Annotated in this window: 23 protein-coding genes; 3 read left to right on the top strand and 20 right to left on the bottom strand. The window is 60.8% G+C overall.

What is annotated here, in order from left to right:
• The 19 genes from dnaJ to pyrR all read right to left on the bottom strand — a co-directional run bounded on the left by dnaJ (position 1) and on the right by pyrR (position 19,224).
• Positions 1 to 1,149: a molecular chaperone DnaJ gene (gene dnaJ / locus ACTQ48_RS05795; RefSeq protein ID WP_427726832.1), complete on the bottom strand. Its 1,149-nt coding sequence runs from the start codon at positions 1,147 to 1,149 to the stop codon at positions 1 to 3.
• 81 nt (positions 1,150 to 1,230) lie between these two features.
• Positions 1,231 to 2,334: a DnaJ domain-containing protein gene (locus tag ACTQ48_RS05790; RefSeq protein ID WP_427717509.1), complete on the bottom strand. Its 1,104-nt coding sequence runs from the start codon at positions 2,332 to 2,334 to the stop codon at positions 1,231 to 1,233.
• A 58-nt stretch (positions 2,335 to 2,392) separates the two neighbouring features.
• Positions 2,393 to 3,625 carry a radical SAM family heme chaperone HemW gene (hemW, locus tag ACTQ48_RS05785; protein ID WP_441570350.1) on the bottom strand — a complete coding sequence of 411 codons (1,233 nt, stop codon included), beginning with the start codon at positions 3,623 to 3,625 and terminating at the stop codon, positions 2,393 to 2,395.
• A 2-nt stretch (positions 3,626 to 3,627) separates the two neighbouring features.
• Positions 3,628 to 4,671: a tRNA dihydrouridine synthase DusB gene (gene dusB / locus ACTQ48_RS05780; RefSeq protein ID WP_441570349.1), complete on the bottom strand. Its 1,044-nt coding sequence runs from the start codon at positions 4,669 to 4,671 to the stop codon at positions 3,628 to 3,630.
• 4 nt (positions 4,672 to 4,675) lie between these two features.
• Positions 4,676 to 6,487, bottom strand: coding sequence for a translation elongation factor 4 (lepA, locus tag ACTQ48_RS05775; RefSeq protein WP_441570348.1), 1,812 nt, complete (start codon positions 6,485 to 6,487; stop codon positions 4,676 to 4,678).
• A 96-nt stretch (positions 6,488 to 6,583) separates the two neighbouring features.
• Complete coding sequence (gene rpsT, locus ACTQ48_RS05770; RefSeq protein WP_022094714.1) at positions 6,584 to 6,850, bottom strand: 30S ribosomal protein S20; 267 nt, start codon at positions 6,848 to 6,850, stop codon at positions 6,584 to 6,586.
• 133 nt (positions 6,851 to 6,983) lie between these two features.
• On the bottom strand, positions 6,984 to 7,946 hold the full coding sequence (gene holA / locus ACTQ48_RS05765) for a DNA polymerase III subunit delta (RefSeq protein ID WP_427795675.1): 963 nt from the start codon (positions 7,944 to 7,946) through the stop codon (positions 6,984 to 6,986).
• Between the two features lie 78 nt (positions 7,947 to 8,024).
• The gene (locus ACTQ48_RS05760; RefSeq protein WP_441570347.1) at positions 8,025 to 10,055 is read right to left on the bottom strand and encodes a DNA internalization-related competence protein ComEC/Rec2; all 2,031 of its coding nucleotides are present in this window, start codon (positions 10,053 to 10,055) and stop codon (positions 8,025 to 8,027) included.
• 269 nt (positions 10,056 to 10,324) lie between these two features.
• Positions 10,325 to 11,035 carry a helix-hairpin-helix domain-containing protein gene (locus ACTQ48_RS05755; protein WP_441063827.1) on the bottom strand — a complete coding sequence of 237 codons (711 nt, stop codon included), beginning with the start codon at positions 11,033 to 11,035 and terminating at the stop codon, positions 10,325 to 10,327.
• 214 nt (positions 11,036 to 11,249) lie between these two features.
• Positions 11,250 to 12,494, bottom strand: coding sequence for a tRNA uracil 4-sulfurtransferase ThiI (thiI, locus tag ACTQ48_RS05750; RefSeq protein ID WP_427726849.1), 1,245 nt, complete (start codon positions 12,492 to 12,494; stop codon positions 11,250 to 11,252).
• Positions 12,495 to 12,776: a DNA-directed RNA polymerase subunit omega gene (locus ACTQ48_RS05745; protein WP_441067754.1), complete on the bottom strand. Its 282-nt coding sequence runs from the start codon at positions 12,774 to 12,776 to the stop codon at positions 12,495 to 12,497.
• A gap of 5 nt (positions 12,777 to 12,781) precedes the next feature.
• A complete protein-coding gene (gene gmk, locus ACTQ48_RS05740; RefSeq protein WP_370450596.1) occupies positions 12,782 to 13,351 on the bottom strand; it encodes a guanylate kinase in 570 nt (189 codons plus the stop codon).
• The gene (gene mihF, locus ACTQ48_RS05735) at positions 13,352 to 13,660 is read right to left on the bottom strand and encodes an integration host factor, actinobacterial type (RefSeq protein ID WP_006236130.1); all 309 of its coding nucleotides are present in this window, start codon (positions 13,658 to 13,660) and stop codon (positions 13,352 to 13,354) included.
• Between the two features lie 240 nt (positions 13,661 to 13,900).
• Positions 13,901 to 14,617: an orotidine-5'-phosphate decarboxylase gene (gene pyrF, locus ACTQ48_RS05730; RefSeq protein ID WP_427747926.1), complete on the bottom strand. Its 717-nt coding sequence runs from the start codon at positions 14,615 to 14,617 to the stop codon at positions 13,901 to 13,903.
• Entirely contained in the window at positions 14,611 to 15,519 is a 909-nt protein-coding gene (locus ACTQ48_RS05725; protein ID WP_427717595.1) for a dihydroorotate dehydrogenase, read from the bottom strand. The genes pyrF and ACTQ48_RS05725 overlap by 7 nt, the downstream gene beginning before the upstream one ends.
• A 14-nt stretch (positions 15,520 to 15,533) precedes the next feature.
• A complete protein-coding gene (locus ACTQ48_RS05720; protein WP_441548282.1) occupies positions 15,534 to 16,301 on the bottom strand; it encodes a dihydroorotate dehydrogenase electron transfer subunit in 768 nt (255 codons plus the stop codon).
• 116 nt (positions 16,302 to 16,417) lie between these two features.
• Positions 16,418 to 17,707 carry a dihydroorotase gene (locus ACTQ48_RS05715; RefSeq protein ID WP_154516264.1) on the bottom strand — a complete coding sequence of 430 codons (1,290 nt, stop codon included), beginning with the start codon at positions 17,705 to 17,707 and terminating at the stop codon, positions 16,418 to 16,420.
• A complete protein-coding gene (locus tag ACTQ48_RS05710) occupies positions 17,691 to 18,635 on the bottom strand; it encodes an aspartate carbamoyltransferase catalytic subunit (RefSeq protein WP_035138537.1) in 945 nt (314 codons plus the stop codon). The genes ACTQ48_RS05715 and ACTQ48_RS05710 overlap by 17 nt, the downstream gene beginning before the upstream one ends.
• 4 nt (positions 18,636 to 18,639) lie before the next feature.
• Positions 18,640 to 19,224: a bifunctional pyr operon transcriptional regulator/uracil phosphoribosyltransferase PyrR gene (gene pyrR, locus ACTQ48_RS05705; RefSeq protein WP_441570346.1), complete on the bottom strand. Its 585-nt coding sequence runs from the start codon at positions 19,222 to 19,224 to the stop codon at positions 18,640 to 18,642.
• 450 nt (positions 19,225 to 19,674) lie between these two features.
• Between pyrR and rpmB the strand changes: the two genes are divergently transcribed.
• The gene (gene rpmB, locus ACTQ48_RS05700; RefSeq protein ID WP_022094725.1) at positions 19,675 to 19,863 is read left to right on the top strand and encodes a 50S ribosomal protein L28; all 189 of its coding nucleotides are present in this window, start codon (positions 19,675 to 19,677) and stop codon (positions 19,861 to 19,863) included.
• A gap of 196 nt (positions 19,864 to 20,059) precedes the next feature.
• Here the strand turns inward: rpmB and ACTQ48_RS05695 are convergent, their stop codons facing one another.
• On the bottom strand, positions 20,060 to 20,293 hold the full coding sequence (locus ACTQ48_RS05695; protein WP_441570345.1) for a hypothetical protein: 234 nt from the start codon (positions 20,291 to 20,293) through the stop codon (positions 20,060 to 20,062).
• A 443-nt stretch (positions 20,294 to 20,736) separates the two neighbouring features.
• On the opposite strand from ACTQ48_RS05695, the gene adhE reads away from it, so the two are divergent.
• Both adhE and ACTQ48_RS05685 read left to right on the top strand, forming a co-directional pair.
• A complete protein-coding gene (adhE, locus tag ACTQ48_RS05690) occupies positions 20,737 to 23,385 on the top strand; it encodes a bifunctional acetaldehyde-CoA/alcohol dehydrogenase (RefSeq protein ID WP_154516260.1) in 2,649 nt (882 codons plus the stop codon).
• A gap of 87 nt (positions 23,386 to 23,472) precedes the next feature.
• Entirely contained in the window at positions 23,473 to 24,237 is a 765-nt protein-coding gene (locus ACTQ48_RS05685) for an aminoglycoside phosphotransferase family protein (protein WP_154516259.1), read from the top strand.
• Positions 24,238 to 24,400 lie beyond the last annotated feature (163 nt).

Below are 24,400 nucleotides of genomic sequence, written 5' to 3'. Positions count from 1 at the left end.
TTAATCGAGGATGTCGTCGAGAGCGCTCTTAATGCGATCGGTCACCGATTTCTTGCCGGAAGCGACATCGTCGCCCGACTCGGCGGCGAAAGCCTCGAGCAGCTCGCGCTGCTTGGCGGAAAGGTTCGTGGGGACGAGCACGCGCAGCTGAACAATCAAGCGTCCACGCGAGCCGCCACCGCCGATGCGGGGCATACCGTAGTTGTTGACACTCACGGTGTCGCCGTACTGCGTACCGGCGGGGACGCACACCTTGACGACCTCGTCGGGTAAAATGCCCTCAACCTTAATCTCGCAGCCGAGTGCAGCCTGCGCAATCGAGATATCGCTCACGAGGTACAGATCGTCGCCGTTGCGTTTAAAACGCTCGTGATCGGCGACGCGCACGTTGACGATCAGGTCGCCCGAGGGCTCACCACGAAGGCCTGCCTCGCCAAAGCCGCTCACGCGCAGCTGGCGACCGGTCGAGACGCCGGCAGGGATATCGATGTCGATCTTTTCGTGCGAAGGCGTGCGGCCCTGACCGTCGCAGGTCTCGCAGGGATGGTCGATGACCGTGCCTTCGCCATGGCAGTCGGGGCAGGGCGAAGAGGACTGAACCTGACCCAGGAACGAGCGCTGGACCGTTGTGACATAGCCCGTGCCGTGGCAACGGCTGCACTGCTTTTCGGCCGCACCCTCGGCCCTTCCGGTGCCATTGCAATCATCACAGGGGGCAAGGCGGTCATAGCTGATCGTCTTTTTGCAACCGAGCGCCGCCTCCTCAAGGGTCACCGAAAGGGAGATGGCCATATCGCGGCCGCGACGACGCTCGCGGCGATTTCGGGCGCCACCGCCGGCACCGCCGCCAAAGAACGACGAAAAGAGGTCGTCCATGCCCATGCCGCCAAAGATATCGTTAATGTCGACATAGCCGGAGCCACCGGGGCCGTCGGGCGAACCGTAGCGATCGTAGTTTGCACGCTTCTGCTCGTCGGAAAGAACGGAATATGCCTCGTTGAGCTCTTTGAACTTGGCCTCGGCATCGGGGTCGTCCGAAACGTCCGGGTGTACGATACGGGCCTTCTTTAGAAACGCGCGCTTAATCGTCCGCGCGTCGGCATCCTTGTCGACGCCAAGTACCTCGTAGTAATCCCTATTTTCCGACACGACCGAATCCTTCCGACTTTCATTATTGTCACAGTGCGTCCTATACCCAAGCTGGGCCGACCGCAAACAAAGGGTTTGATGTTATTGCATTGCGTAGGGCGAAAGCATGGCACGTTGCGAGCAGCTCGCAAACCAAACCGACACGAGAGCAAACATAAATCCGTTGGCAAAACCGTTGGCAAACTGCATCGCGCCGCGCTTCCACCACAGCAGGCTGCGGTGAAGCACGCCGTCCGAGAGCACCATGAACAAGCCCATGGCAAACGGAACAAAGCACATCATGGCAAAGGCCGAGAACACGCCCGAGATGGCCGACAGCACCAAAAAAGGCGCCACGATGCCCATCAGGTAAAAACCGGTACGCGCCTTGCCCTCCAGGCGTTCGGCCTCGACATGGGCGCGCCCGACCAAATCGCCGCCCGAGGCACCGTTGGTGCCGGCGTGACCCATGCCGTCAATATGGACCTCGTCGCCATCATGCGTGCCGGCGGGAAACTCAATCGTCTGCTCGGAGGTCACACGGGTCCGCCCGCTGCCACCGCAATCGGGGCAGGGGTCGGCGACGACCTTACCGGAACCGCCGCACTCGGGGCAGACCGACTGGAACGTGCCGGCACCAAACAGGAAGGACAGGTCGACGTCGATGTGGCCGCGACCGCCGCAGCTCGGACAGGTATGTGCATGCTCGGACGAGACAGAGCCCGAGCCTCCGCAATGACCACAGGTATCGAAGCGCGTATAGCGGACGGTCTTGCGGGCACCGCCCTTGGCCTCCTTGGCGTCGAGCTTAATATCGACGACCACGTTGGCGCCGTTCTCGGGATTATAGGCAGCCTGGCTGCGACGCTGCTGGCCCCAGGCGCCACCAAAGGGAAAGCCGCCCTCAAAGGGATTGCCATAGCCTGCGCTGCCGGCGTAGCCGCCGCCATAGGGCGAAGCAGAAGGAGCGCCGGCGAAGGGATTGCCCGAGCGCATGGCATCATAGCGCGCACGCTTCTGCTCGTCCGAAAGCACGGCATAGGCCTCGGAAACCTCTTTAAACTTTTCCTCGGCATCCGGCTCTTTGTTGACGTCCGGATGGAGCTTGCGGGCCTTTTGCTGAAAGGCCTTCTGGATATCACGCGAGGTGGCGTCCTTGGAGACACCCAAGATCTCGTAGTAATCTTTTTCGTTCATCGTCGCCATGCGCGGCAACCTCCTGCTCACAGCAGCGTATATATTGCGGTAATTCTACCCGAGCGGCCTAAGCTAGACCCCAAAACAGCTCGAACAGCATATTTCCATCGAGCCAGCCCAAGTGGGTGGGCGCTAAACGGGCGCGGGCGCGACCTGCTACAACATCTTTTGAGGTGATGCGCCCCGCATGCCCCTCGACATCATCGGGTACCCAGGTGGCAAGGCCCAACTCGAGCGCACGGTCGCAGGACGCCGCCAGCTCGTCTGCAGGAATCACGCTTGCCGAGCGAGCCAACAGGTCGGGCCCAATGCCACGCGTCATGCGGCAGGCAAGCATCAAATCCTCCGCCGCCGCCTCGCGCTGCGACAGATACTCGGCATCAAACGTCGTCGCGGCATCGTCGCGTTGCACCAGACGCACGCGATACGCATCGCCGCGAGCGGGCACGTCGGGATAAAGCCCGGCCAAGCGATCGAAATCCTCGGCGTCGAGCATACCCGCGGCAGAACGACCCAGGCCCAGGTAACCCCGTCCGGTCCAATAGGCGATGTTATGCGAGCACTCATGTCCGTCGAGTGCATAGCTTGCCACCTCATACGGGTGATAGCCGGCCGCGCCCAGACGCTCGCGTGCCGCTTCCATGCACGCAGCCTGAAAATCCTCGTCGGGCTCGAGCGACTCGTCGCAGAACGCCATGCGGTAGAGCGGCGTGCCTTCCTCGAGCGTGAGGGGGTACACCGACACATGTTGCGGCGCCGCTGCCAACAGGCCATCGAGCGTGCGCTTCCAACTCGCTGCGGTCTGCCCGGGAAGGCCGCACATAAGGTCGCACGACACATCGAGCCCATCGTCCTTAACCGTCGTGATGGCAGCGAGCGCCCGATCGGCATCGTGAATACGGCCGATGGCGGTAAGTTCGGCATTATCGAGCGTTTGCACGCCCAGAGAGACGCGTGTGACACCAACCTTGGCAAGCGCAGCGGCAAGCTCGGCGGTCAGCGACTCAGGATTAGCCTCGCACGTAAACTCAACGGGCTTGCACCACATGCAAATACGCCGGGCAAGCTCCACCAGACGCTCTCCCGCCAGCGACGGTGTGCCGCCGCCAACATAGACGGTGCGGACCTGTGCAAGCGCCCCGGTGTCTCCAAAGGCATCAAGGCGCGCATACAGCTGCTCAAAATAGGCATCGAGCGCTGCGCTCAGGTCGCACGGAGCAAAACTGCGTGAGTCAAAGTCGCAGTACCGACACCTTTGAGCGCAAAACGGCACATGCACGTACAGCGCGGTAACGGCCACCGTTAGGCCTCCAGCGGATGGGCGGGCAACGACTCGCCAGCGGCAAGCGCGGCCTCGCAGGCCACCACATCGCGCTCGATATCATCGACCAATGCCATGAACTCCTCATATGTAGAGCAACGCACCACCTGGGCGCGCCAGGCGGCAGCATGGGGCATGCCCTTTAGATACCAGCTTGCGTACGTACGGGCACGCGACATGAGCGGCAGAAGCTCATGTGTCAGTGTGAGATGCTCGCGCAGGGCGTCCAGGCGCTCAACAGAGCTGCGCACCGGCGCCGGTACGCCATTGAGCGCAAGGGCGCGAGCATCGCCAAAGACCCAGGGATTACCGTAGATACCGCGTGCGATAAACACCGCGCTGGCACCCGAGTTGCGCAGATGCTCCATGGCATCCTCGGCCGAGAACACGTCGCCCGAACCGATAACGGGAATCTCGACGGCATCGGCCACCTCATCGACGACCGACCAATCGGCCTGACCCGTATAGAGCTGCGTGGCACAGCGACCATGCACCGCCACAGCAGCGGCGCCCGCCCCCTCGAGCATCTGGGCAAACGTCGCGGCATTGCGATCTTCGGCGTAAAAGCCTTTGCGGATCTTAACGGTCACGGGCACGTGCGCCGCGCCCACCGCCGCCTCGACGATCTTTTCGGCCAGCTCGGGCGTGCGCATGAGCGCCGAGCCCTCGCCTTTGGTGACGACCTTGCGAGCCGGGCAGGCCATGTTGATATCGATCAGCGACAGGCGATCGCCCACACGCTCCTCGACGGCAGCGACGGCGCTCGCAAATTGATCGGGCTTGGAGCCAAAGAGCTGCACGCAGATCTGCCGCTCCTCGTCGGCCGGCAGCACCAGGCGCCACGTCTTATTGCTGGCATAGGCAAGGCCCGCCACGCTCACCATCTCGCTATAGGCAAGATTGACGCCGCGGCGGCGGCACATGATGCGATAGGCGGGATCGGTCACGCCGGCCATGGGAGCCATAAGGAACGGCTGCTCGGCATAGGCACCCAGCAGCCGCGTACTGTATTCAGAAAGCGCCATGGAACTACTCGTCCACCTTGAGGATCGCCATAAAGGCCTCTTGCGGGACCTCGACCGAACCGATGGCCTTCATGCGCTTCTTGCCCTCTTTCTGCTTCTCGAGCAGCTTGCGCTTACGCGAGATATCGCCGCCATAGCACTTGGCCAAAACGTCCTTGCGGCGCGCCTTGACGGTCGAGCGGGCAATGATCTTGTTGCCGATGGCACCCTGAATGGGCACCTCGAACAGCTGGCGCGGAATTATTTCCTTAAGCTTGTCGCACAACCCGCGGGCCAGGCCATAGGCCTTGTCCTTGTGCACGATAAACGAAAGCGCGTCCACCTCGTCGCCCGAAAGCAGGATATCGAGCTTGACGAGCTCGGAGGGACGATACTCGTTGAACTCATAATCGAGCGACGCATAGCCCTTGGTGCGGCTCTTGAGCTGGTCAAAGAAGTCCAGGATGAGTTCGGCGAGCGGCATGTCGAAGCGCATCTCGACCGATTTGCTCGTGAGGTGGATCATGTCGGTCGTAATGCCGCGGTGCTCGATAGCGAGCTGCATGACGGCTCCCGTATACTCGGGCGGGCAGATAATCTTGGCCTTGAGGTAGGGCTCCTCAATGCGCTCGATGCGCGTAGCCTCGGGCAGATCCTGCGGGCTGCGGACATCAATCATCTCGCCGTCGGTCTTGTAGACGTGGTAGTCCACCGAAGGGCTCGTGGCGATGAGGTCCAGGTTGAACTCGCGCTCCAGGCGCTCCTTGACGACCTCCATATGCAGCAGGCCCAAGAAGCCAACGCGGAAGCCAAAGCCGAGCGCCACCGAGGTCTCGGGCTCCCACACCAATGACGGGTCGTTGACATGCAGCTTATCGAGAGCGTCACGCAGGTTCTCGTAATCCTTGTTGTCGATCGGGAACAAGCCCGTGTAGACCATGGGCTTGGCCTCACGGTAACCGGGAAGCGGCTCAGGGCAGGGATTCGACGCCCACGTGAGGGTATCGCCCACGCGAACGGCCTCAGGGTCCTTCAGGCCCGTGACCACGTAGCCCACCTCACCGACCGTCAGCGCGTCGACCGGAGTCTCGGCGGGACGCTTGACGCCCACGCCATCGACCAAAAAGCCGCCCTCGGCCTGCATCATGTGCAGGGTATCGCCCTTCTTGATGGAGCCGTCAAAGACGCGGACCGTGGCGACGACACCGCGGTACTCGTCAAAATACGAATCCAGGATGAGCGCCTTGAGCGGCGCCGTCGCATCGCCCTTGGGCGGTGAGATCAAAAAGACGATGGACTCAAGCAGATCATGGATGCCCTCGCCGGTCTTGCCCGATACGCACACGGCATCGTCGGCAGGAATCGCAAGGTCATCCTCGATCTCGGTCTTAACCTCGTCGGGGTGTGCCGACGGCAAGTCGATCTTGTTGATAGCGGGCACGATATCCAGGTTGGCGTTCATGGCGAGCGTCGCGTTGGAGACGGTCTGCGCCTCGACGCCCTGCGTGGCGTCGACGACGAGCACCGCACCCTCGCAAGCGGCAAGCGAACGCGAGACCTCGTAGGTGAAGTCCACGTGGCCCGGCGTATCGATCAGGTTGAACTGATACGTCTCGCCATCGTCGGCGTCATAGGAAACGCGAACGGCATTGGACTTGATCGTGATGCCGCGCTCTCGCTCGATATCCATGGTGTCGAGCAGCTGCGATTCCATGTCGCGCTCGTCGACGGTATGGGTGAGCTCGAGGATGCGATCACTGATCGTGGACTTGCCATGGTCGATGTGCGCAACGATCGAGAAGTTGCGGATGTGGGAAATGTCAATTGAAGTATTCATGCGGACTATCTTACCCGAGCGATACAAAAAATGGAGCCTGTTCCATAAAACAGGCTCCATTTATGCGCGTAATCTGTGTGGTGTGAAATTTACAACTTAGGCGTTGATGCTGTTCACGAGCTTGGCAAGACCGGACTTGCGGTTGGAAGCCTGGTTCTTGTGGATAACATGCTTGGCGGCAGCCATGTCGAGACGCTTGGTGACGGTCTTGAGGGCAGCCTGGGCCTTCTCGGCGTCGCCCTCGGCGACGGCGGACTGGACGTGCTTGGTCAGCGTCTTGAGCTCGGACTTGACAGCCTTGTTACGCATGCGAGCTGCCTCATTGGTGCGGATACGCTTCTTCTGAGACTTGATGTTTGCCACTTCTGGAGTTCCTTTCGAGTTCCTTGCAAAAAATGTATGACACCTCTGAGACACGGTGAGGTCATGCAAGCGCCTACTATAGCACGCTCCCCCTCAAAGGGATAGAACGAATTTGTCAAATAGACAGGTATCATCACGATTTTCTCAAGATGTTCGTAATCCAGAGCAAAAGCGCGTTCTGAGAATCGGCCGAACCCTTAAGAGCGAGCTCAACATCGACCGCGCCCTCGAGCGCCGCGACGAGCTCCGCCATCGAAAAGCGGCGTGCCCAGGTCAGGTGATTCTTAACCTGCCAGGGTTGAAGCTTGAGCGTCGCGGCAAGCTCGCGACCCTGCCCACGCGCATCGAGCGCCTTGGCGACGATAAGCTCGCGAATGCGTCCGCACAGCAGCGTGTAGGTCCACACATAGCTCTTGGCGGGTAGCAGCCCAAAGAGCTCAAGCGAGCGGCGCATATCACGAGCCGAGACCGCGTTGAGAAAATCCCAAGGCTGAACTTCGGCCGTGCGCACGATCCAGCGTTCCACATCGGCAAGCTCAATTTGCGGCGCATCGACCATCTGGGCAAGCTTGGCCAAGTCGTTATCGAGCATGCGAGTGTTTTCACCCGAACGCGAGACGAGTTCCTCGGCGGCCGCCGTCGAGATCGACTTGCCGTGCTGCGTCGCCATCTGCTGCACGCGGCGCGGTAGCTCCCAGCGCTTGGTGCCGGAGCAATCGATCACGGCCTTCTTGTCGATCTTGGCGATCGCCTTATACAGGCGCGTGTTCTTGGCAAGCGAGTCGGCGATGATGAGACAGACCGTTGTGGGGCTTGGACTCGCTAAATACTCGACAAGCGGCTCCGAGACCGCCTTAGCGAGCTTTGAGCAGCCGTCAAGGATTACCAAGCGAAACTCGCTGCCCATGGGAAAAGTGTTGAGCGATCCGATAATGGACTCGATATCGGGGTCCTTGGTCATGTCGCGCTCGTCGAGGTTGAACGCGACCATACCCGACTTTTCCAGACGTGCTTTCATACGCGAGACGGCGTGGTCGCGCTTGACTCCGTCGGTACCGACGATCAGATATGCCGGCAGCAGACCGGTTTCAGACATCGCGCTCCCCTCCCGCAGGCTCTCCTGTTCGTACCGTGCCATTCTATCCCACGGGTTGGTCCCGCGCCAACGGCAGCATCACGGTCGCTGACATCGCATGGCAAAACCGGCCGCAGTCGGCGAAACGGTAATGTCGCCTCTCTCGATAGTGCATGCGAACGCGCCGCCCGCATCGCCAACGGCATCGATGCAGGCATCGGATGGATGGCCGTAGCGGTTGCCCTCGCCCGCGCTCGCAATAGAGAGCTCGGGCTTAAGGGTTTCCAGCAGGTCTGTATCGACAGAATCTTTTGAGCCGTGATGCCCCAGCTTGAGCACATCGATATCACCCACCTCCTGTACAAACTCGCACTCCTGATCGAGCTCGGCATCACCGGTGAGGAGCATACGCAGGCTTTTGCCTTCCTGAGCATAGGAGAGCAGCAAGACAAGCGAGTCCTCATTGCCCTCACCGTCAACCGTATCAAACGGCCACATCACACGAGCCCGAAATGCGCCGATATCGACTGTGTCTCCGCGAGCCACCTGCCGATACGTGACGCTTGGGCGATTCAGAACCTCAGCAGGCGCGCTGCCCAGCGCATCCGCCGCAACCGCAATGCTTCCAACCGAAAACCGATCGAGTACGTCGGGAAGACCGCCCCAATGGTCTTCATCCCAATGCGTCACGAAGACGGCGTCGATATGGTGGACGTTATTGCGAACCAACGCCGACACCACGCGCGCGTCGAGCCCACAGTCGACGAGCGCCACGGCGCCACCCTGACGAACAAGAATCGCATCGGCCTGGCCAACATCAAGGACTGTCACCGAAGGCGGCGCACATCGATCCCAATAGACATACGGAACGCCCGCCGCAAGCATCAAACACAGCAGCCCCACCGCCATGGGCCGCGCGCTGGGGCGTGGCCACAAGACCAAGAGGACCACCAGCGAAAAAGGCACCACGTATACCAAGGGCGTATCGGGCGGCACGCTTACGGATGCGCCCGGAACGGCAGCAAAGAGCTGCTCAAAGAACAGGGCACAGCGAGCGATAGCCATGGGCACCACAAGCACCCCGTGACGCAAGAGCGGCACAAGCGAGCAAGGCACCAGCACAACCGAAGATGCGAGCAGCACGCTTATCACCGGACCGATCACGGCATTTGCAAGCGGGGCAATGAGCGAAAACATCCCAAATGCGGGAATGGTTACGGGAAGTGTCGCGAGCTGCGAGCACAGCGTGACGGACAAAATACTGGCAACCCCCGATGGCACGCTCAGCTCGCCCAAGGCGTAGGTAGCGTAGGGGCAAAAACAAAGGATGGCAAAAACACTGGCGCACGATAGCTGAAAACCCATCTCGAACAATACTGTCGGCCGCAGCAACATAAAGATTGTCATGGTCAAAAATAGAGCCGAAAGGCCATGCCGACGACGTCCGGCGCCGTTGACGACAAGCGTCACCGCCACCATACAGCACGCGCGCACGGCCGAGGGCGAAGCGCCCGTAAAGACGGCATAGGCAGCGAGGGCCAGCACCAACAGCCCCCTCTGCAGCCCACGAGAGAGGCGAGTCTTTTGCAGGGCGCTCTCAATCACAAACCCAACGATGGCAAGATGGCTGCCCGAGACGGCGATAAGATGTGCGGTGCCCGTTACCGAAAACAAATCGCCCGCCGGCTGAGCACGCAGCTCGGAGGAGCGTCCGCAGACAACGCCGGCAATGAGCGAGCGCGCCGGATCGGTCTCGGGCGCGATAGCGGCAAGGAGCTCGTTTCGCAGCCAGGGCAACGGCCCCGGAAAGCCCTCGTCAACCGATACCAACCGGATGACCTTAACTTTTCGAAGCTCGCCCCGAAGCACGCGTGAGCGCCCATACGCATCATTCTCAAAACGCGAAATTCGACCGACAGCATGCACACGCGAACCGGCGCTGAGCTCACGGTCACACGACAGCCGTATCTCGCCCAAGCGCTTTCCACCCGCATATGAATCACAGGTATAGGAGTACGTCCCGTCATTGATGGATGGATCACCCTGTACAACAAACTCGAGACTGCTCGCAGCTCGATTATCCAGTGCCGTCGAAGCACGCAGCGCCCCTATCGCCCAACCCGCGGACACGACCGCTCCCGCCAGGAGGCCGAGGGACGCGGCATACAGCCATCGCCTCCACCTCACAAGACGCATACAAAACCGAGCCAATACGATGCACGCGACAGCCGCAACGGGAATGGCCATAAGCAATGTGACGGGCGCTGCCCGCTCTCCCAGCAGCAAATCGGCTGCCACGTTAAGCACCAGGCCGCAGCTCGCACACAAGCCAGAACAAAGGGCCATCGTCCACGGCATCAGGGGCCGCGGCGGCATCACATGCTCGCACTCGGACACACTCATACGCAGATGCAATCTTTAATTTTGGCGAGCTTTTTCTCACCGATCCCCGATACGCGCATGAGGTCATCGACCGAGGCAAAGGCCCCGTTTTGAGTCCGCTCATCGATAATCGACTGGGCCGTAGAAGGCCCGATGCCCGAAAGCGTCTGCAGTTCCGCCGCACTTGCCGTATTGATATTCACAAGCCCCGACGAAGACCCCGCACCAGCAGTCATGGCAGCACCGCTATCGACCCCGCCGACCGCCGCAGCCGCTTGTTGCTCCCCCACCATCGGAACATAGATCTTTTGACCATCTGTGATCTTGGACGCACGGTTAAGCCCTGTCACATCCGCCTCAGCCGTGAGCCCTCCGGCGGCATCGATCGCTTGGGACACCCGCGCTCCGTCTTTGAGCCGGTACACGCCAGGCCTCGCAACGGCGCCATCGACATCGACGTACACCTCAGTAGCAGAAGAACTCTTGGCAGACGACTCATCGGCATCACCAGGTAACCCATCCCCGGCCCCGCGCACATCCGAGGCGCCCGCCTCATCACCACGCTCAAACGACACGCCGCTGGAGCGGCTACCAAAACTTGCCATCGCCAAGCCGCTCGCGGCGGCAATGACAATCAGAATCGCCACGACCATCGCCTTATGGCCGAGCAGCTTTTCTGCCCAGCGGTCCATCCGTTTAACCCGTTCGTGTTGCTCGCGTTGCGCCATAGCAAACACCTCCCAACACCATCGTGTCAGGAAACAAGCGCCGTAGCCTCCGCACGCCCACACCGGTTATCGAAGTCAAACCAAAAGCTGACCAAAACCTTGCAGGATAGTGTCCATTTATTCAGATACACGTCGACAAATGAACCGTTTATCGCCTAATGCCCAGATAGATTAAGACCGACGATGCAAATGCACCGCCGGTCTATACACAACATTATTCGTGATCTTGGTAAATCTCACGTGGAGCAAGCTGAGGATGTTTACGTTTTAAGGTCTTAGGGGCCTTGTACGTGTTGCTCTCGAAGTCGATGTACTCGGTCTGTTTGAGCAAGCGCTCAATCATCTCCTCGTGATCGAACAGCTCCCACGCCTCATGCACGGCATCGAGTTTTGCGTGCGTCTCGGGGCGGCGCGGCATAAAGAGCGTGCAGCAATCGGGAGCAGCCTCGGTCGAGATATCGAAGGTGCCGATTTCCTCGGCACGCGCGATGATCTCCTGCTTGTCCGAACCGATCAGCGGGCGGAACACGGGGATCTTGACGGCCTCGTTGACGGCCATAATGTTCTCGAGCGTCTGGGAGGCAACCTGACCGAGCGATTCACCGGTCACGATAGCCTTGGCGCCCTCGATATGCGCAATGCGCTCGGCAACCGAATACATAATGCGGCGATACATGATCACGCGCAGGTTGCTGGGGCAGGCCACGGAAATCTCACGCTGGCAATCGCCAAACGGCACCACGTACAGGCGGCCGATCTGGACGCCCGGCGCAAGCGCACGGATAATGTCCTGCACCAAATATTCGCTCGTATCGGGTGTCTGCGGACGACCGGAGAAATGCACCGGCACGCACACCGCGCCGCGACGCGCGAGCATCCAGGTCGCCACCGGAGAATCGATGCCCGACGACAGAAGCGTCACAACCTTGCCGGCGGAACCCACCGGCAGACCGCCCACGCCGCGCTCGGAGCGCGCATACACGTAAACGCTACCCTGGACCACCAGTACGTGCACCATCGCGTCGGGGTCGTGCATCTGGACCTTTTTATCGGGGAAGGCCTCGCACAGTACCTCGCCAACCTGACGATTGATATCAATCGAGGTGAGCTCGTAGTCGGTGTTAGAGCGTTTGGCATGCACCTTAAACGAATCGAAAGGACCAAACTCGCGCAGCGCCTTCACGGCGGCGGCGCAGTACTCCTGCGGGTCGCGGTTGGTGTGATATGCCAGGGACACGCGGGCAACGCCGGGGACGGTGCGAATGACACGCGCCGCCTCGTCGGCCTGATGCTCGTTAAAGGTCACGAGGATATAACCGGAAATTCGAGACACGGCATTCACGGAAAAGGCGGCCAAGGCCGCCTTGATGTTATCCATGAGGATATGCTCAAAATGTGCGCGGTTCTTGCCCTTCAGTCCAACCTCGTGATAGTGGACCAGGCAGACGCGAGCTGCCATTTAGGCTTCAGCAACCTTGTGGCCGAGCGCCTTCTTGTAACGAGCCTCGTCGTAGGAGATATCGCCGTCGACAATCTCGTCCATAGCCATCGAGATGGTATCGGCGCCGGAAAGGGCAATGGTAATGTCATCGACATCCTGAACGGCAAGCACGCGGTTGTGCTGGCCGCGCAGCATGCTGTTAATGTCGCAGGCGCGCTTGGAGGCAAGCGAGGCGAGCAGGAAGCGGTTGTGATCGGTCTTCTCCAGAAGATCGTCAATACAAGGCTTTACAACGGACACGGACCTCAGATCCTTTCATGCATATCGAGAACGCGAACGAGCTCATCGGTCGCGCGGTCGAGATCGTCATTCACCACGACGTCGTCGTAGCGGTCGGCAAGGGCAAGTTCATCGGCGGCGTTTGCCATGCGCAGCTCGATCGTCTCGGGCGTCTCGGTACCGCGACCGACCAGGCGATCGCGTAACACCTCAAGCGAAGGCGGCTTGATAAAGATCAACACGGCCTCGGGGAAACGCTCCTTGACCTGCAGGGCACCCTGGACATCGATCTCCAAAATCAGAGACGAGCCAGAGGCGAGCTTGGATGCGACCTCGCTCACCAACGTGCCGTAGCAGTTACCGTGGACCTCGGCCCACTCAACAAACTCACCGTTTGCCACGCGGCGGTCGAACTCCTCGCGCGTCAGGAAAAAGTAGTTGACGCCGTCGACCTCACCTTTACGTGGCGCTCGCGTGGTAGCCGAAACCGTCAGGCCCAGGTTCGAGCGGCGCTCGCGCACACGAGTAACGAGCGTGCCCTTGCCTGCACCTGACGGTCCAGAAATCACAAAGAGCTTTGAATCCTGAGCGCTCACTTATTTGGTCAGCTGCTCGAGGAGCTGCTCGCGCTGACGGACGCCGAGGCCCTGGACGCGACGGGTAGCGGAGATGCCGAGCTCCTCCATGATCTTGGCGGCCTTGGCCTTGCCATAACCGGGCAGAGACTCGATGAGGGTGGAAACCTTCATGCGGGAAGCGATGGGGTCATCGGAGTTGAGCACGGACTCGAGAGACTTCTCGCCCTTCTTGATCTGCTCGCGAAGCTCAGCGCGGGCGTGACGTGCGGCGGCAGCCTTCTCAAGAGCCTGCTTACGCTGCTCGTCGGTAAGCTGAGGGAGTGCCATTCGAACCTCCAAATAGTTGGGTTATATCTGATGTGATAATTGGCATTTTAGCACGTCAAACGCACTAAATGCCCAATCGACGGCTCCATAGGTTAGACGATACCTGCGAAAAGTGCAATATACGGAGGTCAAAGTTGAGCCCCTGACCTGTGATTCCACACAAAGGATGGGAAAGTTTTCGCAGGCACAAGGGCTAATTTGTGCTAATAAGACCCAAAAGTGATGACTTGAGGGAATCTTTTACGCGACGTTTTCGACCAGCTCGGCGACGATGGCGTCAAAGGCCGCAACCGGATCGTCGGAGCCGGTAATAGGACGGCCCACCACGATGTGGCTCGCACCGCGCTCGATAGCCTGGGAAGGTGTCGCCACACGGGATTGATCGCCCAGGGCGGCACCCACCGGACGCACACCCGGAGTCACGATCAGCGCGTCGGGGCCGAGCAGCTCACGCATGTCGTGAGCCTCCATCGGCGAGCACACGATACCGTCGATGCCGTTGGCCTGAGCGAGCTTTGCCAGGCGAGCGGCCTCCTCGGCCACGGGCGACTCGACGCCGATCTCCGCCAGCGCATCCTGATTCATGCTCGTAAGTACGGTGATGGCGACGAGCTTGGCGCGGTCCTCGCGCGCCTCCTCGGCACCCTCGCGGCAGGCAGCGAGCATGGCGCCCGAACCCAAGCCGTGGACCGAGAGCAGGTCGGCACCGGCAAGCGAGGCCGAGCGAGCGGCACCGCGCACCTGATGCGGAATGTCATGGAACTTGAGGTCGAGGAAGACCTTAAAGCCCAAATCCTTGAACGTCTTGACGATCTCGGGACCCTCGGCGTAATAGAGCGTCATGCCCACCTTGAGCCAGGCGGCATGGCCCGAAAGCTCGTGGGCGAGCTCGAGTGCGCGCTCACGGTCGCAGTCGAGGGCGACGATAACACGGTCACGGGCATCGGTCTCTAGCATTCGAACGCACCTACCAGCTCGTTGATGTCCTTTACGCCCTGGGACTCCGCCCAGGCCTCGAGCTCGTGCGCGATCTTAAGCGAAGCACACGGGTCGACGAAGTTGGCCATGCCGACCGACACGCAGGTGGCGCCGGCCAGGATAAACTCGGCCGCATCCTCGCCGGTCATGACACCGCCGACACCGTTGATGGGGATATCGACGGCCTGGGCGACCTCCCAGACCATGCGCACGGCGATGTGGTGGCACAGCGGGCCCGAAAGGCCGCCCTTGGGCTTGGCCACACGGGACTTGCGGGTGTGCACGTCAATGGCCATGCCCTGGATGGAGTTGATGACCGAAAGGCCGTCGGCGCCGGCAGCCTCGAGGGCGCGGGCGATCTCGGCGACGTTGACCGGAGCCATCTTAACGAACAGCGGCTTATCGGTCACCTTGCGGCAGGCAGCCATAACGGAAGAGGCGCCCTCGGGCGTGGAGCCCATGGCGGCACCGCCGGCGGCAATGTTGGGGCAGCTCACGTTGATCTCATAGCCGGCAGCCCAGGGGCACAGCTCGACATACATCTCGAGCGCGCGCACGAACTCATCAACGGAGTGACCGGCAACCTGGCAGATGACCTGGCAACCGTCCTTGGAGAGCTGCTCGAGCCACGGACCGGACTCGCGGGCGAAAGCGGCCACACCGGGGTTCTGCAGGCCCACGGAATTGATCATGCCGCCGGGGATCTCGGCCATGCGGGGTGCGGGATTGCCGGGCCAGGGCTCGGCAGCGCAACCCTTGGTGGTGATGGCACCCAGCTGGGAGACATCAAAGAAGTTCTGGAACTGCCAACCGTAGCCAAAGGTACCGGCTGCGGTGTTGATGGGGTTCTGCATCTTGACGCCGCCGAAATCGACGGACATGTTCACGGTACCCACTAGAAGACCACCACCTTGGAAGCATCAAACACGGGGCCGCACATGCAGGCACCCTTCATACCGTCGACCGTCTCGACATTGCAGGTGTTGCAGGCGCCAAAGCCGCAGCTCATCATGCGCTCGAGCGACACCTCGCAGTACGCGCCGGCCTCGGCGGCAGCGGCGGCGACTTTCTTCATCATAGGGGCGGGCCCACAGCTGGCGACATAGTCGTAACCGCCCTTGCCGAGCAGCTCGGCGGCAGGATCGGTGCATAAGCCATGCGTACCCAACGAGCCGTCGTCGGTGCACACGTTGACCGTGGCCCCCAGCGCGCGGAACTCATCGACGCCCACGACCTTGGACGCGGTGCCAAAACCCAGGCACACGTCAACGGCCACGCCCTGCTCGGCAAGCATGCCAGCGAGGCACAGCACGGGCGGAACACCGATGCCGCCCGCCACGAGCAGCGCCTTCCTGGTGCCCTCGGGTACCAGCCAGCCGCGGCCGCCAGGGCCCAACAGGTTGGACTTGGAGCCGGGGCCCATCTGCGACAGACGACGGGTGTCGTCGCCCACGACGGCGTACCACAGCTCGACGGTACCGGCCTCGGCGTCAGAGCGATAGAAGCTCAAGGGCACGCGAAGCAGCGAAGAGGCATCGCCGGGCACGGCGATGTTCACAAACTGACCGGGCTTGAGCGCACTTGCAAGCTTGGGGGCCGAAATAACGAGCGAGAAGATGCCGTCGGCGATCTCCTGGTTCGAGACGACCTCGAAGTCGTGCATGCGTGCAGTGGAAGGTGTGGGCATAGACGCTCCAATCCCCCATGCAGTTGCATGGACCAAACGAACAGAAAGCGCGGCACCGCAAGGGCACCGCGCGCAAAAGCGATAAGGCTATGCTAGCAGATGCAGCCGTCGGCAAGCGTCTGTTTACCGCCGACAAACACATCGGTGGCACGACCGGTGAGCGTGCGACCGGCAAAACCGGAGTTCTCGGCGCGCGACTCGTAACCGTCCTCGCCGACCGTCCAGGTGACAGACGCGTCGAAGACGGTCAGGTCGGCAACAGAGCCCGCCTTGACCTGAACCTGATCAAGGCCCAGGATCTCACGCGGCTTAATAGCCATGAGCTCGACCATGCGGCCCATACCCATCTTGCCCGTGTTGACCAGCTCGGTGAGCACGAGCGACAGCGAGGTCTCGAGGCCGATCATGCCAAAGGGCGCGAGCTCGAACTCACGGGCTTTCTCCCACGGCGTGTGGGGAGCGTGATCGGTGACGATGACGTCGACGGTGCCGTCGATGACACCCTGGCGGATGGCCTCGGCATCCTCGTCGGTACGCAGCGGCGGGTTAACCTTGAGCGAGGTGTTGTAGGTCTCGTCCAGGTCGTTCTCGGTCAGGAACATGTGATGCGGGGTGGCCTCGCAGGTAACCTGAACGCCAGCGGCCTTGCCGGCACGCACGAGCTCCAGGCCATGGGCGGTGGAGATGTGCTGGATGTGCAGCTTGGCACCGGTCAGTTTGGCGATCTCGATGTCGCGGGCGATCTGGAGCTCCTCGCCGGCAGCCGGCCAGCCCTCGAGGGCCAGACGAGTCGAAACCTTGCCCTCGTTGATCTGGCCGTGGCCGACCAGGTCCTCGTCCTGGCAATGGCTCATGAAGACCTTGCCGAACATCTTGCCGTAGTCCATGCAGCGACGGAGCATGCCTGCACCCTGCACGCCGCGACCGTCGTCGGTGAAGGCGACGGCGCCGTGGGCGACCATATCGCCCATCTCGGACATAGCCTCGCCCTTAAGACCGCGGGTCATGGCGCCGGAAGGATAGACGCGGCAGTGGCCGACCTCGGCAGCGCGGGACTTAACGAACTCAACAACGGTACCGTTATCGGTAACGGGGTCGGTGTTGGGCATGGCGCACACGCCAGTGAAGCCGCCCTTGGCAGCTGCGCGGGTGCCGCTCTCGATGTCCTCTTTGACCTCGTAGCCGGGCTCGCGCAGGTGGACGTGCATGTCCACCAGGCCAGGGACAAGGTACTTACCGGAAAGGTCGCGGACCTCGGCTCCCTCGGCGGCGAGGTTCTCGCCGACCTCGGCGATCTTGTCGCCGTCGATCAGGACGTCAACGACCCCGTCAAGCTCGACGGACGGATCGACGACGTGGGCATTCTTAAGAAGCAAGGCCATTATCGGCACCTCCAAGCAGCAGATACAGGATAGCCATACGCACGCAGATACCGGCGTAGACCTGCTCCAGGATGACGGAGCGTTGCGGGTGGTCGGCCATATAGGAGTCGAACTCGACGCCGCGGTTGATGGGGCCCGGGTGGCAAATGATCGCGTCGGGCTTCATGAGCTTCTCACGGTCCTTGGTCAGGCCGAAGAGCTTGTGGTACTCGCGAATGGTCGGGAACGGGGCACCCTCGAGGCGCTCCTGCTGTACGCGCAGCATGTAGACGACGTCCAGCTCGGGCAGGACGGAATCGAGGTCGCTCGTCACGTGGTCGCAGCCCAGAACCTCGGGCGCCGGCGGCAGCAGCGTGCCGGGGGCGACGGCGTAGGTCTCGCAGCCCATGATCTTCAACGCGGGAATCAGCGAGCCGCAAACACGGGAGTGGGCGATGTCGCCGACGACGGCGACTTTCAGACCGTGGAAGTCACCCTTGTGCTCCCAGATGGTGTACAGGTCGAGCAGAGCCTGCGTGGGGTGGTTGTGCTTACCGTCACCGGCGCAGATAACACTCGCGGGCGAATTCTGCGTGACGATGTAGGGAGCACCGGCATGTTTGTCGCGCACGACGATGCAGTCGATCTTGTAGGCGTTGAGCGTCTCGACGGTATCGACGAGGCTCTCGCCCTTGACCGTGGAGGTCGAGGAGCCGCCAAAGTTGAGGCTGTCGGCCGAAAGACGCTTCTCGGCGAGCTCGAAGGAGCTGCGGGTACGCGTCGAGGGCTCGTTGAACATATTGACGATGGTCTTGCCCTTGAGCGTGGGGACCTTCTTGATGGCACGCTCGTTGACCTCGGAGAACGCCTTGGCGGTCTCGAGGATGAGCTTGATGTCCTCTTCGGAGTACTCGGTAATGTCGATCAGGTGCTTATGATTGAACGCCACGGTACTACTCACCTCCCAGCGGCGCGGAGCCCACGTGGGAACCCGGCGCGACGTCGTTGATCTCGACAGCGGTACGGCCGTCGACTTCCTTCATATATAGGTGCACGTTCTCCTCGTGCGACGAGGGAACGTTCTTGCCGACAAAGTCCGGCGAGATAGGGAGCTCGCGGTGACCGCGGTCAACGAGAACTGCCAGCTCGATGCGGCTCGGACGGCCCAGGTCCATAACGGCGTCCAGAGCGGCGCGGATGGTGCGACCCGTGTACAGGATGTCGTCAACCAAAACGACGCGCTTGCCGTCGACGCTGAAGGGAATGTTGGTAGCGTGGATCGCGGGAGCGAAGTTAGTCGCATAGTCATCGCGATAGAAGCTGATGTCCAGGCTGCCGAGCGGAACGTCAACACCCTCGATCTCCTTGATCGCATCGGCGAGCTTCTTTGCCAGAAGGTCGCCGCGCGTGACGATGCCGACCAGAGCGAGGTCTTCACAGCCCTCGTTGCGCTCGAGAATCTCGTGCGCGATGCGGGTCATCGCTCGGTTGACGGCGGTCTCGTCCATGATGACCGCCTTGGGGGAAGTCGTGCCCATCGATCTCCTTCCTCACATGTCTTGACTGCTGATACAGTCAAAAAAATAGATGCCCGACCGCTCAAAGCGGACCAGACACCCACAGGAAGGACTGCTCTATGGCAGCAATATAAATCCATGTGGGTATCTCGTACCCCTTTAATGGTCAAGGGATAGTGTAGCCAACCCCGAGCTTAATTGCGAGCATTAATACGGAGCAATCCGCAAACGGACTCAACGCTCCATAAACCTATATATATTTGCGGGACAAGCTTGAAAACGTCGATGCGAGCTGGCATAATCCCCTCTGCTACACGCAAATCGGATCTACGTCCAGGGCCGTAGCGTGGGCACTATCGCCATAAGAGAAATATCTCTGTGTAGATTACGCACAGGGAGCTGCTTCTGTGCTATAGTTCAGGCTTGTTTGTTAACGCGACATGTTCGTTTGTCGCCCAAGGAGGGTCAGTTATGTCCAAAGTTTGCGAAGTTTGCGGTAAGCACCCCGTTGCCGGTCGCTCCATCAGCCACTCTCACCGCGTCACCAACCGTAAGTTCCGCCCCAACATCCAGCGCGTCTACGTCGTCGTCGATGGTCACCGTCGCAAGATGAACGTTTGCTCCACCTGCCTTAAGTCTGGCAAGGTTGCGCGCTCCTAAATAAGGTCTTACCAACAAGTACCTCGGACTCTCCGGGTCAAAGACCTCGCGTTCACATAGAACTTACCAAAGGCGTCCTTTCTTGTGGAGGGCGCCTTTTTGCACTCATTGGGGACAGACTTACATGGGTGTTTTCACTCATTGGGGACAGACATGATGCGTGTCTGCGGCGCCCCGACTAGCTCCGGCCCCTGCCTCACGCAGCTTCCTTCCAGCCCGCAGTGGCCTTGGTCACACTTGTAGCGCCGATACCGGTGATACGGGCAATTTGCTTGACCGTGAGATGTGCCTGCCTGAGCCTCAGCAGGCAGGCATCGCGTTCGGGGCGTGGCAGGGCCTTAAGCAGCGTAGGATCTATGCTCGGCAGGACTTCGCGCGCAACGGAAAGGGCCTCCTCATCGGGGATCCGACGGCGTGGAAGAACCTCCACCGACCAGATGCGCCCGGTAACTTCCTTGAGATGCTCTCAATAGCAACGGGAGCCTCCGACAATATCGAGCATAGGGGCCGCATCACAAATGTCAAAGGGATCGTAGCCCAGCTGATATGCCTTGAAGCTTGACCATCGGTACGCCTCGAGTGAGTCGAGCGCACCTTTCACGGGATTGAGATGGATATAATCGAGCAGCTGCACCGCCATAACAGGTCCAGAACAGCGAAATGGCAAAACTATGTCTGTCCTAAATGAGTGAAAGCACTCATATAAGACTGTCCCCAATGAGCGGGCCGATGCCAGGCTGATATTTTTAATTAAAACGCTTCAGCTAGTTGAAGCGTTTTAGTGTGCCTTTTACGGGAATCTTACCGTTCGCCGAATAATTTCTTGCTATCATGCAACACGTAGGGTAAATCTCCGATCGCAAGGAGACACAAATGGTGAAAAAGTCACCGGAAAACACTACTCCCGCAATTGTGGACAACGTAGAGGCGCTTGAGGCTAAACTCGCTCAGATGCGAGAGGCCCAGGCGCTTTTTGCTACGTACACGCAGGAGCAGGTCGACAAGATCTTCTACGAGGCCGCCATGGCCGCCAACAAGGCTCGTATCCCGTTGGCGAAGATGGCCATCGAGGAGACCGGTCGCGGCGTTCTTGAGGACAAGGTCATCAAGAACCACTACGCCGCAGAGTACATCTACAACGCTTACAAGAACACCAAGACCTGTGGTGTCATTGAGCGCGACGAGGCCTACGGCATCACCAAGATCGCTGAGCCCATCGGCATCGTGGGCGCCGTCATCCCGACGACCAACCCCACCTCCACCGCGATTTTCAAGACGCTGATCAGCCTGAAGACCCGCAACGCCATCATCATCTCCCCGCACCCGGCTGCCGCCAAGTGCACCATCGCCGCCGCCAAGCTCGTGCTTGACGCCGCCGTCAAGGCCGGCGCCCCCGAGGGCATCATCGGCTGGGTCGATGTCCCCTCCATCGAGCTGACCAACATGGTCATGCGCGATGTCGACATCATCCTCGCCACCGGTGGCCCGGGCATGGTCAAGGCCGCCTACTCCTCGGGCAAGCCCGCCCTGGGCGTTGGCGCCGGTAACACCCCGGTCGTCATCGACGACACCGCCGACGTGCTGCTCGCCGTCAACTCCATCATCCACTCCAAGACCTTCGACAACGGCATGATCTGCGCCTCCGAGCAGTCCGTGACCGTCATCGACACCATCTATGACCAGGTTAAGGCCGAATTCCAGAAGCGCGGCTGCTACTTCGTCAAGCAGGGTGCCGAGATGGAGGCCCTGCGCGGCGCCATGTTCAAGAACGGCGCTCTCGATCACCGCATCCCCGGCATGGCTGCCGCCAAGATCGCCGAGCTCGCCGGTATCGAGGTTCCCGCCAAGACCAAGATCCTGATCGCCGAGGTCACCTCCACCGACCCCGCCAAGGAGGAGTTCTCCCACGAGAAGCTCTCCCCTGTCCTGGCCATGTATCACGCCAAGGACTTCCAGGAGGCCGTCGACAAGGCCGAGCACCTGGTACTCGCCGGTGGCCCGGGCCACACCGCCTCTCTGTACGTGCATCCCGCCCAGGCCGAGAAGATCAGCCTGTTCGAGCATGTCATGAAGGCCTGCCGTATCGTCATCAACACCCCGTCCTCGCACGGCGGCATCGGTGACCTGTACAACTTTGGCATGAAGCCGTCTCTGACCCTGGGCTGCGGCTCCTGGGGCGGCAACTCCGTCTCCGAGAACGTTGGGGTGAAGCACTTGATCAACGTTAAGACTGTGGCCGAGCGCCGTGAGAACATGCTGTGGTTCCGCGCTCCCGAGAAGGTCTACTTCAAGAAGGGTTCCACGCCCGTCGCTCTCGACGAGCTGGGCAGCGTCATGGGCAAGAAGCGCGCCTTTATCGTCACCGACCAGTTCCTCTTCAAGAATGGCAACACCCGCGCCATCGAGGCCAAGCTCGACGAGATGGGCATCGCCCACGACTGCTTCTACGACGTCGAGCCCGATCCGTCGCTGCAGTGCGCACGTCGCGGCGCCAAGCAGATGGCTCTCTTTGAGCCGGACGTCATCATCGCCGTCGGCGGTGGCTCCGCTATGGACGCCGGCAAGATCATGTGGATGATGTACGAGCACCCCGAGTGCAAGTTTGAGGACATGGCCATGGACTTCATGGACATCCGCAAGCGTATCTTCACCTTCCCCGAGATGGGCAAGAAGGCCTACTTCGTCGCCGTCCCGACCTCTTCGGGCACCGGTTCCGAGTGCACGCCGTTCGCCATCATCACCGACAAGGAGACCGGCATCAAGTGGCCGCTCGCCGACTACGCGCTGCTCCCCAACATGGCTATCGTTGACGCCGACAACTGCATGACCGCCCCGCGCGGCCTGACCGCCGCCTCCGGCATCGACGTCATGACCCACGCCATCGAGTCCTATGTCTCCATCATGGCCTCCGACTACACCAAGGGCCTCTCCGAGCGCGCTGCCAAGCTCGTCTTCGAGAACCTGCCCTCCAGCTTCGAAAACGGCGCCAAGGACCCGCATGCCCGCGAGGAGATGCACAACGCCTCCTGCATGGCCGGTATGGCCTTCGCCAACGCCTTCCTGGGCCTCAACCACTCCATGGCCCACAAGCTCGGTGCCTTCCATCACCTGCCCCACGGCATCGCCAACGCCATCATCCTGACTCGCGTCATGCGCTACAACGCCGCCGAGGCCCCCGTCAAGATGGGCACGTTCTCCCAGTATCCTTACCCCAACGCGCTGCACAACTACGCCGAGATGGCCAAGTACTGCGGCATCGAGGGCAAGGACGACAAGGAAGTCTTCGAGAACTTCATCACGAAGCTCGAGGAGCTCAAGGACTTCATCGGTGTCAAGAAGACCATCGCCGACTACGGTGTTGACGAGCAGTACTTCCTCGACACCCTCGACGAGATGACCGAGCAGGCATTCAACGACCAGTGCACCGGCGCTAACCCGCGCTACCCGCTCATGAGCGAGATCAAGGAGCTCTACCTGGACGCCTACTATGGCCGCGAGCCCCAGGACTACGCCGTCTGCTAGTTTTTAGCACGGTTATTTCGGCGGGGGTGAACGGGCGCACGCACGCCCCCGCCGCTGCTTCTATCGCATCGTTGAAAGGATGCAATCATGCTGCTCCCCGAATCCAAGACCGAGCTCGTCCGTCGCGGCAACAAAGTCGTTTACGACCTGGGCGACAAGATCGTCAAGGTCTTTAACGAGACCAAGCCCGTCTCCGACGTGTTCAACGAGGCTTTGAATCTTGCCCGCATCAATGAGTGCGGCATCCGCAGCCCCAAGGCTCTCGAGGTTTCTCAGCTCGAGAACGCCAACGGCTGGGCGCTCGTGACCGAGAAGGTTCCGGGCACCACCCTTGCCGAGAAGATGACTGCCGAGCCCCAGCGCTTTGGTGAGTACCTCGAGATGTTCGTCGACCTCCAGATCGAGATCCACGGCTACACCTCCCCGCTGCTCAACCGTCAGCGCGACAAGTTCGCCCGCATGATCGACAGCCTCGATCAGCTCAATGCCACCACGCGCTACAACCTTCAGGAGCGTCTGGACGGCATGACCAAGGAGTTCAAGGTCTGCCACGGCGACTTCAACCCCTCCAACGTCATCGTTGGCGACGACGGCCAGCTGTACGTCTGCGACTGGGCACACGCCACCCAGGGCTCCCCTGCTGCCGACGTTGCCACCACCTACCTGCTCTTTGCCCTCAACAGCAAGGACCAGGCCGAGGCCTACCTGGAGCTCTACTGCGATCGCGCTGACATGCCCATGCAGGTCGTGCGTCAGTGGACGAGCATCGTCGCCGCTTCCGAGCTCGCTCGTAAGCGCAACGTGAACGATGAGTTCCTGAAGAACTGGATCGACGTCGTCGATTATCAGTAATATCTGAGCGATTTATTTCGCATCGGAGGCACAAAGGAAAACCCCGCAGCTCTGAACTGCCTCCCATTTCTTGGACACGAGAAATGGGAGGCTTTTTATGCGAGTCGACTTGAGGGTGAAGCACGACATCGAGGCCAGGAAGGCGGCGATCGGGCTCTTCGAG

Source organism: Collinsella sp. Sow4_E3, assembly GCF_052116285.1.
Lineage (GTDB): Bacteria > Actinomycetota > Coriobacteriia > Coriobacteriales > Coriobacteriaceae > Collinsella.
Note: the sequence above shows the minus strand (reverse complement) of the source record. Positions and strands in the feature narration are given on the sequence as shown.